Source organism: Flavobacterium sp. ST-158, assembly GCF_058309975.1.
Window position 1 is genome coordinate 118,841 of sequence record NZ_JBZEEN010000005.1, and the last position, 12,970, is coordinate 131,810.

Below are 12,970 nucleotides of genomic sequence, written 5' to 3' on the forward strand. Positions count from 1 at the left end.
CCGCAGGCTTTTATCTTGGCATAAAGATTGACTTATGCACCATGAGTTATTAAATCGAGTATATAATAAAAATTAAATATATTAAAAATGGGTAAAATAATCGGAATTGATTTAGGTACGACCAACTCTTGTGTTTCTGTAATGGAAGGTAGTGAAGCAGTTGTTATTCCTAATGCAGAAGGAAAAAGAACTACACCATCTATCATCGCTTTTGTTGAAGGTGGAGAAATTAAAGTGGGTGATCCTGCAAAAAGACAAGCAGTAACTAATCCAACTAAGACTATTGCTTCTATCAAACGTTTTATGGGACACACTTTTGCTGAAATTACTGAAGAAGCAAAAAGAGTTCCTTACAGTGTAGTAAAAGGAGACAACAATACTCCACGTGTGGATATTGACGGTCGTTTATACACTGCTCAAGAATTGTCTGCAATGACACTTCAAAAAATGAAAAAAACTGCTGAAGACTATTTAGGTCAAACAGTTACTGAAGCAGTTATTACTGTTCCTGCATACTTTAACGATGCGCAACGTCAGGCTACTAAAGAAGCTGGAGAAATTGCTGGTTTGAAAGTAATGCGTATCATCAATGAGCCTACTGCTGCTGCATTAGCTTATGGATTAGATAAAAAAGGAACTGATCAAAAAATTGCTGTTTACGATTTAGGTGGAGGTACTTTTGATATCTCTGTTCTTGAATTAGGAGACGGAGTTTTTGAAGTATTGTCTACTGATGGTGATACTCACTTAGGAGGTGATGATTTTGACCACGTAATCATTGACTGGTTAGCTGACGAATTCAAAGCTGAAGAAGGAATTGACTTGCGTTTAGACCCAATGTCATTACAACGTATTAAAGAAGCTGCTGAGAAAGCTAAAATTGAATTATCTTCTTCTGCAGAGACTGAAATCAACTTACCATACGTAACGGCTACGGCTTCTGGACCAAAACACTTAGTTAAAAAATTATCTCGTTCTCAATTTGAGAAATTGACTGATTCATTAGTAAAACGTTCTATGGCACCAGTTGCTAAAGCGTTGAAAAATGCAGGTTTAACAGTTTCTGATATCGACGAAGTTATCTTGGTTGGAGGTTCTACTCGTATCCCAAGAATCGTTGAAGAAGTTGAAAAATTCTTTGGTAAAAAAGCTTCTAAAGGTGTTAACCCTGATGAGGTTGTAGCTATCGGTGCTGCTATCCAAGGTGGTGTACTTTCTGGAGATGTAAAAGATGTATTGTTGCTTGACGTTACTCCATTATCTTTAGGTATCGAAACTATGGGTGGTGTAATGACTGTTCTTATCGAAGCTAACACTACTATCCCAACTAAAAAATCTCAAGTATTCTCTACTGCTGCTGATTCTCAACCATCTGTTGAAATTCACGTATTGCAAGGTGCTAGAGCAATGGCTGCTGATAACAAAACAATTGGTCGTTTCCACTTAGATGGTATTCCGCCAGCACCAAGAGGAGTTCCACAAATCGAGGTTTCTTTTGATATTGATGCTAATGGTATCATCAAAGTTTCTGCTACAGATAAAGGAACTGGAAAATCTCACGATATCCGTATCGAAGCTTCTTCTGGTTTAACTGCTGAAGAAATCGAACAAATGAAAAAAGATGCTGAAGCTAATGCTGATGCTGACAGACAAGCTAAAGAAAGAGCTGAAAAATTGAACGAAGCTGACAGTACTATCTTCCAAACTGAATCTCAATTGAAAGAGTTAGGAGATAAATTAACAGATGAGCACAAAACAGCTATCGAATTTGCTTTAACTGAATTAAGAATGGCACACCAATCTCAAGATATTGCTGCTATCCAAAAAGGTTTAGATAATGTAAATGCTGCTTGGAAAACTGCTACTGAAGCTATGTATGCTCAAGGAGAGCAAGGTCAAGCTGCTGCTGAACCACAAGCTGAAGGTGACAACGTTCAAGACGTAGATTACGAAGAAGTAAAATAATTTTAGTACTAAGAAATTAGTATTAAGATAAAACCGGGTCAGAAATGGCTCGGTTTTTTTATGTCTTTTTTTGAAATTGAATTATTAAAGCTGAATAATTATATTAAAAAATGATTTATCTCATAAAACAAAACGGCTTTTCAAATTACTTTTGTCAGTGTTAATTCATGTTTTAAAAATGTTAAGTTGTTCTTCTTTGCCAAAAGTTTTTTGTAATATTACTATTAAATGATTTTTGTATGAGAAAAATAAAATATAAAAAAGCCAGAAAAGTACAAGCTAACCCATTGGAATATACGGGAAGGCATAAGCGTTCAGAGTCGGAAATGCAGCTATTTGTGTATGATGAATCTTCTTTAATAGAAAATCAAAATATAGTACTAGCTGATTTAAAAACAAGTATAGATTTATCTAAGAATAATTGGCTAAACTTACATGGATTGAACGATATAAATATTGTAGAAGGAATAGGTGTGTTTTTTGATATTGGTAATTTTTTGCTTTCGGATATTTTAAATACAACGCGAAGAACTAAGGTTGAGATTAATATTGAGAGTTTGTTTTTTAATATAAAATCTATTTTGCCAACCGAAAATTCAGATAATATCAGTGTGGAGCAAATTAGTTTTTTAATAAAAGAGAATGTGTTGATTTCGTTTCAGGAAAAGCGCAGTGATTTTTTTACTCATATTCGGGAACGTATTCGAACTAAAACCGGTGTGGTGAGAGCCAAAAAAACAGATTATTTGTTGTACTTGCTTTTGGATGCCGTTATTGAAAATTTTTATATCACTATCGAAAATGAAGAAGATAAAGTAGAAGAATTATTGATGTTATCTAAAAGAAGTGCCGATCCTAATATTTTGGTACGAATAGAAAAACACCGAGATAATTTTAATTTTTTAAAGCGTTCCATTGTTCCATTGCGTGATTCTTTGACAGGAATTAAAAGTTTAAAAGAAGATTCTATCTGCAATGTAATTGAGGAAGATTCCTATGTGTATTTTTCCCGATTGCATCAAAAAAGTTTAGAATTATTAGAACAAATAGAATCAGATATGGGAATGCTCGAAAGTGCGTCTAATTTCTTTTTTTCGTCTCAAGGACATAAGATGAATGAAATTATGAAAACGCTAACGATCGTTTCGGCTATATTCATTCCTTTGACTTTTCTGGCTGGAATTTACGGGATGAATTTTGAATACATTCCAGAATTGAATTACCATTATGGTTATTTTGTAATCATAGGAGTTATGTTTTTATTGGTATTAGGAATGATAGCTTATTTTAAAAAAATTAAATGGTTTTAAAACTAAAATAAATAGAATATAAAAGTCAATATAATGAACAAAGCAATTTATATCGCTACTTCAGAAAGTAATAGTGGTAAATCGATTATCACGCTGGGATTAATGAGTATGCTGATTGGTAAAACGGCTAAAGTGGGCTATTTTAGACCTATTATCGAAGATTTTGAAGACGGAAAATTAGATAACCATATCGAAACTGTTATTTCTTATTTTGGTTTGGACATTTCTTTTGATGATGCCTTTGCAATCACCAAAAGTCAGTTAATCAAGAAAAAAAATAAGGGAAAAATTGGTGATGTTCTGGACTTGATTATTGAAAAATTCAAACGTTTAGAAGAACGTTTTGATTTTGTTTTGGTGGAAGGAACCAGTTTCAGTGGTGAAGGAACGGCAATCGAATTAGATATGAATGTCTTGATTGCTAAAAATTTAGGTATTCCCGCCATCATTGTCGGTTCGGGTGTTGGGAAAACCTTAGAAGAATTCTTGGATGGAGAATATCTGGCTTATGATTCTTTCAAAAATAAAGAGGTCGAAGTTTTAGCTTTTATAGCGAATAAAATTCAACCGGAGAATTTACAATTAGCAGAAGAAGGTTTGCGTAGTGTTTTACCAAAAGAAGTTTTGGTAAGTGCTATTCCAGTAGTTTCTAGCTTGAACAATCCTACAGTAAAGGAAATTGTGGAAGAATTGGATGCTAAAGTTCTTTTTGGGAAAGATTTTATTAATAATGAAGTAGGAAATTATAGTGTGGGTGCCATGCAGTTGCGCAACTATTTATTACACCTTAAAGAAAATGCCCTAGTGATTACTCCAGGAGATAGAGCTGATATTATTTTAGGAGCTTTACAAGCTAATGAATCGGCTAATTATCCGTCGATTTCAGGAATTGTTCTAACAGGAAATATTTTGCCTGAAGATACTATTTTAAAATTAATTGAAGGTTTGCATAGTGTGGTACCCATTATTTCGGTAGAAGGAGGAACCTATCGCATTACTAATAAAATAGGTTCTATTCAATCTAAAATTTATGCCGAGAATAAACACAAAATAGAAACATCTATTAGTACTTTCGAGAAATATATAAATCTAGATGAACTGGCCAATAAATTAAGTGCTTTTGAGGCGGATGGAATGACACCTAAAATGTTTCAGTACAATTTGGTAAAAAGAGCCAAACAACATCGAAAACATATTGTTTTACCGGAAGGAAATGACGACAGAATTATTATTGCTACTTCACGATTATTAGCTATGGACGTGGTCGATATTTCAATTATTGGAAATAAAAAACAAATCGAGCAAAAAGTTACCGAGTTAGGAATTACATTTGATTTTTCGAAAGTAAACATTATAGTTCCTATTGAATCTCCGTATTATGAAGATTATGTAAGTACTTATTATGAACTTCGAAAAAACAAGAATGTATCTATGGCAATGGCTAGGGATTTAATGGAAGACGTGTCTTATTTTGGAACAATGATGGTCTACAAAGGTCATGCCGACGGAATGGTCTCAGGAGCTGCTCATACCACGCAACACACCATTTTGCCTGCTTTGCAATTCATTAAAACCAAACCGAATTCCAGTGTGGTGTCGTCCATATTTTTTATGTGTTTGGAAGATAGAGTTTCCATTTTTGGTGATTGCGCCATCAATCCTAATCCAACAGCCGAACAATTAGCCGAAATAGCCATTTCTTCTGCCGATTCCAGTTTGGCATTCGGTATTGAACCTAAAGTGGCTATGTTGTCGTATTCATCAGGTTCGTCTGGAAAAGGGGATGAGGTTGAAAAAGTAAGAACTGCCACCGAAATTGTAAAGAAAAAACGCCCTGATTTAAAAATTGAAGGACCTATTCAGTATGATGCAGCTGTAGATATGGAAGTAGGTCAAAGCAAGATGCCAAATTCAGAAGTAGCTGGACAGGCAAGCGTATTGATTTTCCCCGATTTGAATACAGGAAACAATACGTATAAAGCCGTACAAAGAGAAACTGGAGCCTTAGCCATTGGTCCAATGTTACAAGGGTTGAATAAACCAGTAAACGATTTAAGTCGTGGTTGTACCGTAGATGATATTATTAATACGGTCGTGATTACAGCTATTCAGGCGCAGGGATTGTAATTTTAATTTAAAGATTGAAGTATTTAATGATTTAAAGATTAATATTTCAATTTTTTAATCTTTTAAGAAAAATGAAAATAGTTATCATAAATTCAGGAAGTTCATCTATAAAATACCAATTAATCGAGATGCCGTCTCAAGAGGTGATTTGTAGTGGATTGATTGATAGAATAGGACTAGAGACTTCTAACTTAGTGTATAAAACCAATAAGGTTAAACTGGAAGAGATTTTGCCAATTCCTAATCATAAAATTGGATTAGAAAAAATAGCACAACTTTTAACGGATGATGAAGTAGGGGTTATAAAAAGCAAATCAGAGATAGATGCTGTTGGACATCGGGTAGTACATGGTGGTGCAACTTTTTCTAAAACAGTTGTTATTGATGAAGATGTAAAATATAAAATAAAACAACTTTTTGGATTGGCTCCTTTACATAATCCAGCCCATTTGGAAGGCATAAATGTAGCTTCTTCAATATTTGAAAAAGCCACACAGGTTGCTGTTTTTGATACTGCTTTTCATCAAACTATTCCTGAAATAGCTTATAAATATGCCATTCCTAACCAATTTTTGACAGAAAATAAAATTAGATTGTATGGTTTTCACGGTACAAGTCATAAATATGTTTCAGAACAAGCCATAGATTATTTAGGTAAAAAGGAGTCAAAAATAATAAGCATTCATTTAGGGAATGGATGTAGTATTACCGCAATAAAAGATGGTAAAAGCGTCGATCATTCTATGGGCTTTGCTCCATCTAGTGGATTAATTATGGGAACTCGTTCTGGAGATATCGATCAGTCGGTGATTTTTTATATGATAAATTCTTTAGGCTATTCTGTAAATGAAGTAAACGATTTATTGTTGAAAAAAAGTGGTATGCTGGGACTTACCGGTTATAGCGATTTGAGAGACATTCAAGCTAATGCTGAAAAGGGAGATTTAAATTGCCAATTAGCTCTTGACATGAATGTATATCGAATTAAAAAATATATTGGTTCTTATGCTGCAGTCATGAATGGAGTAGATGCAATCATTTTTACCGCAGGAATTGGTGAAAACTCCTCATATATTAGAAAATCAGTTTGTAATGAAATGGAATTTTTAGGAATCGAATTGGATCAGGCTAAAAATGAAATCCGTTCTTCGGAAATTAGAGAAATTAATACTTCAAATTCAAAAGCTAAAATTTTAGTGATTCCAACTAACGAAGAATTAGAAATAGCCAATCAGGTATATGATTTGATTTTGAATTAGTTTTTTACAAATAAAGCTTCTTAAAAAAGAAGCTTTATTTTTTAATTTTTGAAGGCTATTGTAAAAGTAGCTCCTTCATTAACTTTACTTTCAAGGCTAATAGTTCCTCCAAGATTAGTAATATAATTATGCACTAAATATAGTCCTATACCATTACTGTCACTATGATAGTTGAAAGTTTGATTCAATCCAAAAACTTTATCTTTCACCTTTTCTAAGTCAAATCCAATACCGTTATCAGAAATAATTAATTGAGTATTATTGCCTTTAATTTCAGAATGAATCGATATTGTTGTTAAACAATTCGGTTTTGCGTATTTTATGGCATTTGTAATTAAATTTAAAAAAATACTTTTTAGGTAAGATTTATTAAAATAGATTGTGTCTTTTTTTGAAAAATCAACGTTTATGGTTGTTTGCGAATTTTCTATTAATGAATTGATTGAAATTAAAACTTCATTTAAAGTACTATATAAATCAATTTCTTCTAATTGAGAATTACTCTGATTTTTAGAATTAAGAATTTTAACATACTCGTTAAGGTTTTCTTTTAAAGTGTCAGTGGTACTTTTTAGAATATTGATATATTCCAAAGTTTCCTCATTTTTTATGTCATCAGTTTCCATTAATTCAAAAATAGAAAGCATATTGTTTACGGGAGACCTTAAATCATGAGCTGTGGAATAGCTGAGTTGTTTGAACTCATTGTTGATTTCAGTAAGTCTTTTTAAATGTAATTTTCGTTCCTGTTCCAGTTCTTTTTTGTGAGTAATATTTTTTGCAACGGCATAAATTCTTTTTTCTTCTTCAACAGGTATGGAAGTCCATAAAAGCCAAACTATTTGTCCGCTTTTAGTTAGATATCTGTTTTCGAAACCAAACAAAGGAACTTGTTTTTTTAATTCATTTCTAACTAAATCTGTTTTTTCTTTATCGTTTTGATAGACAAAATTATTAATAGGACTTGCTAATAATTCTTCTTCAGAATATCCTAAAAGTTTAGAAACAGCGGGGTTTATTTTTTTAAAATATCCATCGTAGCCCGCAATACAAAACAAATCGTGAGAAATATTGAAAAATTTTTCAAAATTATTAAAAACCTCAAAGTCTTGTGCAAAGTTATCTTCTCTATTTTTAGTCATAATTTTTTACTAATTATAAATAGTGTAAAATAAATAGGTTTTTAAAAAAGACTTGGGGAGTATTTTTTATAAAATAATTGATTTTATCAAAATGTTAAATTACGGATAAAATAAATTACTATTTCATTTGACTATTAAATAGAGTATTTCTAAATAATAAGAGATTTGTTGAAGTACAAATCTCTTATTAAAGAACTTAATTTATATTTTGAATATTCCTCCAAAAGCAATAATTCTTTGGAAAAAGAAAAAATCCTGTGCTGCTTTGTCAGTTGGACTTTGTGTTGTACGAATATCCTGCATGTTGATATAACCGCCTTTTAATTCTCCCTGAATATAAAAATGTTTGAAGAAAGTAAAATTTAATCCTGCTTTTGCAGATATTCCATAACCAGAAACATGAAAATCGTCGTGGCGTTCCTTTCCTAACAAGGTAGTATTGGTTTTTGGATACAAAAGTCCGGCACCAAGACCTTCTGTTAAGTTAATCTGTACTTTATCAGTATTAGGAAGTTTAAATAGTTTTGAAATATCATCAAAACGAGAAACTTCTGTGTGGATATAATTTAATCCGTCCGTATGCTCGTATTTTAAAAACTCAGGAGTCATTTCGGTTAAAGTATGATTGTATGTACCATCAAAATCAGAACCAATAGCAATATTACCCGTAACTTTGGCCATTTGATTTTGTGTCATTACATATTTCATATGATCCAAACCGATAGTCACGCTGTAATGATCACTAAAGAAATACCCCAATCGGAAGTTAGTTTGAGGAATAGTCATGTTTCCAGGATTTACATAGTCTACATGCCAACCTTTTGGTTTGTCATGAGAGACCATATCTTCAACGGTAAATTTGTATCCATCTCCTCTAAAAGTTACATCTGATTTGGAGTAACTATCACGATTACCTCCCCAAGAGATGAAGAATTTTCCTTTATTATGAGCAGTGTATTTTTCTTGTACTTTTATTTCTTCTTGAGCACTAAGACAGTTTGTGAATAACAATGCTACAACAGCAGCAGTAAATAATTTTTTCACGGAATTGTATTTAAAATTTTGAATTAGAATGTATTTACGGTTTTTCTAATGGCTACTAATTTGGTCATTAAATCTTCAAAATAATCTAAATGTAACATGTTAGCACCATCACTTTTGGCGTTAGCAGGATCAAAATGTGTTTCAATAAAGATTCCGTCTACGCCTACTGCAATTCCTGCTTTAGCAATGGTTTCAATCATATCCGGACGACCACCAGTTACACCTGCCGTTTGGTTAGGTTGTTGAAGTGAATGTGTTACATCCAATACGGTTGAAGCATATTGTTGCATGGTCGGGATTCCTCTAAAATCAACAATCATATCTTGGTATCCAAACATAGTTCCACGATCGGTAATCATTACGTTTTGATTGTTGCAATCCAATACTTTTTGTACCGCATGTTTCATGCTTTCAGGACTCATAAATTGTCCTTTTTTCAAGTTGACTGTTTTTCCGGTATTGGCAGCAGCCACAACTAAATCAGTTTGACGCACTAAAAATGCTGGAATTTGTAGTACATCTACATATTGTGCTGCCATAGCTGCATCTTCATTGGTATGGATGTCAGTTACAGTTGGGACATGAAAAGTTTCAGAAACTTTTCGAAGGATTTTTAAAGCTTTTTCATCTCCAATTCCTGAAAAACTATCAATTCTTGAGCGATTGGCTTTTTTAAAAGAACCTTTAAAAACGTAAGGAATTTGAAGTTTATCTGTAATGCCAACTAATTTTTCGGCAATACGCATGGCCATTTCTTCTCCTTCGATGGCACATGGACCTGAAAGTAAGAAGAAATTACCACTTTCGGTATGCTTAATTTGAGGAATATTTTGTATGTTCATAGGTGATTTTTTGTGATTGCAAAGGTAGTTATGATTTGCAATTTAGAGATTTGATTTTTGATTTTTTTTGGTGTTAAAACCTAAAAAATAACTACTATATCGATATTGTAGTTTAGTGTTTTTACTTTTTAATAGAAAGTCCCATTGGACACATTAAGAATCCTTTTTCGTAAATATTAAGATATAAAGTAATTGGTTTTTTCTGACCTTCCCAACGAATTTCATACACATTCAAAAAACCAGCACCCATTGCAGTTCTTTTGGAAGGAAATGGACAACAACTTTCTATTTTAGTATAGGTGATTTTTTCACCTTTTGGACCAGCTAAAGCATTCAAAAAACGTTCTTCGTTTAATTGTTCGTTATAAGTATTGTAATAAAAAATATTAATAGGATAGTCTTTATTGTAACCGTATTTTTTGTCTTTACTGTATTCGGTAATAATAAAAGTGTTGTTTTTAGAAAGTTTGGGAATAGGAGCGTTATTATCTACGTTTTTCAAAGTTGATTTGGTACTGATACATGAACTACTTAAGAATAATAAAGCTATTGCTAAAATTATTTTCTTAGATACTATAAAGAATATTAGCTTTTTGTTTTCTTGTATTTGTTTTCGGAAGATTTTTATTAATTGTGATTTCATAAAATTGAATTCATTTTGAAATAATGGTACTCTTAATAGTCTTACAAAGATATTGAGAACTTCAAAGTTTATAGTGTTTTTTTACTTTTTTTTGAAAATTGAATTTTTTTTTTGGACTTCTGTAACTTTTCTCACATTCAAATGAAAACGAACTGACTAACTTTGCCAAAAAAAGTAATAAATATGGAATTAATTTATCACACCTGGACATGGTATGTTTCGGGGTTTCTAATCGGCTTAGTAATGCTAATTCTGACTTATTTTGGAAAGTCATTTGGGATGTCTTCCAACTTAAGAACTTTGTGTAGTATGGCTGGCGCCGGAAAAAGAGTTTCTTTTTTTGATTGGGATTGGAAGTCTCAACGTTGGAATCTTGCTGTAGTGGCAGGAGCTATGTTGGGCGGTTTTGTGGCTACACATTATTTGAGTGATTCTTCTAATGTGTCCATCAATCCTGACACAATAGAAATGCTTCAATCGATGCAAATTGATGCGCCACAAGGAAAGTTAATGCCAGATGCCTTGTTTTCTAATCAAGTTTTTACTTCTCCAAAAGCAATTTTAATTTTGATTATTGGAGGAATCTTTATTGGATTTGGTTCCCGTTATGCTGGTGGTTGTACTTCAGGACATGCTATTTCGGGATTGAGCAATTTGCAACTTCCATCTTTAAAAGCCGTAATAGGATTTTTTATTGGCGGATTAATTATGGCTCATTTTATTTTACCTTTAATTGTATAAAATATGAAATGAGCATAAACTAAAATTGGTTGAAATTACCAATTGGTTATATGCGAATTACATATTACCTATAAAAAACAATAAATATTTAAATATGAAATTAATAAAATTTATTTTGGTTGGATTTGTTTTCGGAATTGTTTTAACAAAATCAGAGGCTGTTTCTTGGTACCGCATTTATGAGATGTTTCAATTTCAATCTTTCCACATGTACGGAATTATTATGGTTGCTGTTTTAACAGGAGTTATTGGTATTCAAATCATTAAAAAATATGAGTTAAAAGACAGTACAGGAACTCCAATCCGTATTGCCGATAAAGAACCATCAACTGCTCGTTATGTTTTAGGTGGAATAATTTTTGGATTAGGATGGGCTTTAGTAGGCTCTTGTCCAGGGCCTATATTTATTTTAATTGGAGCAGGTTTTACAAGTGTTATCGTAGTGCTTTTAGGTGCAATTATTGGAACTTTTCTTTATGGAGTTTTAAAAGATAAATTGCCTCATTAAAAAAACGATTTTACAGCTAATTGTGTGAAAAAAAAAGGTTTAAACCATGAAGTTAATTAAGGAATTTAAAAACACTTTAAGCCTAAATTTTCTTAATTAACTTCATGGTAAAAAAAATAGTGCTATAAAAAAAGCATTCGCTTTGACGAATGCTTTAAAAATTGGGTAAATTTTGTAGTTTATTAAATTATTTCGGCGCTTAAACCAGCTTCTAAAAGCTGGGTGCATTGCGGTTTTAATTTGTCTAAAGGGCCTGTTTTTACTGTACATTTTCCATTGTAATGAACAATTAACGAACATTGTTCGGCTTGTTCTGGTGTATGCTGGCAAACACGCATTAGGGTTTCAATTACATGGTCAAAAGTATTTACATCGTCATTGTAAACAATAATTTCATTGTTTTTAGCCGTGACTTCTTGTACGCTTACTCTTTCTCTAATTTTTTCTTTAGTACTCATTGTGTTCTATTTTTGTACTTTAATCATTGATTATAAACAGAGTACTAATTTACGTATTTTAGTGAAACCCAGTTGTTTCTTTCGAATTTTTTAACATAAGTCAAACCTTTTTCTGTGCAGGAAGCATCAATAAAAGGGATGTCTTCATTGTAAAAACCGCTTAGTAACAAAGTTCCTTTTGGGTTCAAACAATCGACATACGTTTGCATATCGTTCAACAAAATATTTCTGTTAATGTTGGCAATAATTAAATCATATTTTTTATCTTTTAATAAAGAAGCATCGCCTTCATAAATACTAATGTTTTTACAATTATTACGCTCAGCATTTTCAATAGAGTTTAAATAACACCAATTGTCAATATCAATAGCATCAATAGGTTGAGCACCTTTCATTTCGGCAAGAATAGCAAGAATAGCGGTTCCGCAACCCATGTCTAAGGTTTTCATTCCAGTGACATCCATTTCTAATAAATGCTGAATCATCATGTGTGTTGTTTCATGATGACCTGTACCAAAACTCATTTTGGGTTCAATTAGAATATCAAATTCTGCATTTGTTTTTGGATGAAAAGGAGCGCGAACATGACATCTTCCATCTACATCAATAGGTTCAAAGTTTTTTTCCCATTCTTCATTCCAGTTTACCTGATCAATTTCTTCAAAAGAATAATCAATTTCAAATTCTTCTGAGTGCAAAATATTTACATTTTCAAGAATCATTTCGTCCCATAAATCTTTTTGAACAAAAGCGGATATTCCGGTTTCTGTTTCGGTAAAACTCTCGAAAGCAAGTTCGCCTAATTCGGCAATTAAAATTTCAGAACCCAGTTCTTTTGGTTCAATGCTAAAATGGTAGGCGATATAAATATTTGACATAATTGTTTTAATTTTTTGCAAAGGTAGTATTTCTCTTTTATGAAAATCAGAAA

12 protein-coding genes are annotated in these 12,970 nt (G+C 32.2%); 6 read left to right on the plus strand and 6 right to left on the minus strand.

The window, feature by feature from the left end; genetic code table 11:
* Window positions 1–87 precede the first annotated feature (87 nt).
* The 4 genes from dnaK (at window position 88) to AC4FRF_RS09445 (ending at window position 6,661) form a co-directional block, all read left to right on the plus strand.
* The gene (dnaK, locus tag AC4FRF_RS09430; RefSeq protein ID WP_491159246.1) at window positions 88–1,965 is read left to right on the plus strand and encodes a molecular chaperone DnaK; all 1,878 of its coding nucleotides are present in this window, start codon (window positions 88–90) and stop codon (window positions 1,963–1,965) included.
* A 239-nt stretch (window positions 1,966–2,204) separates the two neighbouring features.
* Window positions 2,205–3,275: a magnesium/cobalt transporter CorA gene (corA, locus tag AC4FRF_RS09435; RefSeq protein ID WP_491159248.1), complete on the plus strand. Its 1,071-nt coding sequence runs from the start codon at window positions 2,205–2,207 to the stop codon at window positions 3,273–3,275.
* A 33-nt stretch (window positions 3,276–3,308) separates the two neighbouring features.
* Complete coding sequence (gene pta / locus AC4FRF_RS09440; protein WP_491159249.1) at window positions 3,309–5,402, plus strand: phosphate acetyltransferase; 2,094 nt, start codon at window positions 3,309–3,311, stop codon at window positions 5,400–5,402.
* A gap of 71 nt (window positions 5,403–5,473) precedes the next feature.
* A complete protein-coding gene (locus tag AC4FRF_RS09445) occupies window positions 5,474–6,661 on the plus strand; it encodes an acetate/propionate family kinase (protein WP_491159250.1) in 1,188 nt (395 codons plus the stop codon).
* Between the two features lie 41 nt (window positions 6,662–6,702).
* Here AC4FRF_RS09445 and AC4FRF_RS09450 read toward each other — a convergent pair whose 3' ends face one another.
* The 4 genes from AC4FRF_RS09450 to AC4FRF_RS09465 form a co-directional block, all read right to left on the minus strand.
* A complete protein-coding gene (locus tag AC4FRF_RS09450; protein ID WP_491159251.1) occupies window positions 6,703–7,803 on the minus strand; it encodes a PAS domain-containing sensor histidine kinase in 1,101 nt (366 codons plus the stop codon).
* A gap of 201 nt (window positions 7,804–8,004) precedes the next feature.
* Window positions 8,005–8,847 (minus strand): hypothetical protein, encoded by an 843-nt coding sequence (locus AC4FRF_RS09455; RefSeq protein WP_491159252.1) that lies wholly within the window; start codon window positions 8,845–8,847, stop codon window positions 8,005–8,007.
* 23 nt (window positions 8,848–8,870) lie between these two features.
* Window positions 8,871–9,689 (minus strand): 3-deoxy-8-phosphooctulonate synthase, encoded by an 819-nt coding sequence (gene kdsA, locus AC4FRF_RS09460; protein WP_491159253.1) that lies wholly within the window; start codon window positions 9,687–9,689, stop codon window positions 8,871–8,873.
* A gap of 121 nt (window positions 9,690–9,810) precedes the next feature.
* Complete coding sequence (locus AC4FRF_RS09465; protein ID WP_491159254.1) at window positions 9,811–10,332, minus strand: 2-dehydro-3-deoxyphosphooctonate aldolase; 522 nt, start codon at window positions 10,330–10,332, stop codon at window positions 9,811–9,813.
* Window positions 10,333–10,515: 183 nt separating this feature from the next.
* Between AC4FRF_RS09465 and AC4FRF_RS09470 the strand changes: the two genes are divergently transcribed.
* Window positions 10,516–11,073 (plus strand): YeeE/YedE family protein, encoded by a 558-nt coding sequence (locus AC4FRF_RS09470; RefSeq protein ID WP_491159255.1) that lies wholly within the window; start codon window positions 10,516–10,518, stop codon window positions 11,071–11,073.
* Between the two features lie 94 nt (window positions 11,074–11,167).
* The gene (locus AC4FRF_RS09475; RefSeq protein WP_491159256.1) at window positions 11,168–11,581 is read left to right on the plus strand and encodes a DUF6691 family protein; all 414 of its coding nucleotides are present in this window, start codon (window positions 11,168–11,170) and stop codon (window positions 11,579–11,581) included.
* A 182-nt stretch (window positions 11,582–11,763) separates the two neighbouring features.
* Here the strand turns inward: AC4FRF_RS09475 and AC4FRF_RS09480 are convergent, their stop codons facing one another.
* On the minus strand, window positions 11,764–12,039 hold the full coding sequence (locus AC4FRF_RS09480; RefSeq protein ID WP_491159258.1) for an ATP-dependent Clp protease adaptor ClpS: 276 nt from the start codon (window positions 12,037–12,039) through the stop codon (window positions 11,764–11,766).
* A 44-nt stretch (window positions 12,040–12,083) separates the two neighbouring features.
* Entirely contained in the window at window positions 12,084–12,917 is an 834-nt protein-coding gene (gene prmA, locus AC4FRF_RS09485; RefSeq protein ID WP_491159259.1) for a 50S ribosomal protein L11 methyltransferase, read from the minus strand.
* Window positions 12,918–12,970 lie beyond the last annotated feature (53 nt).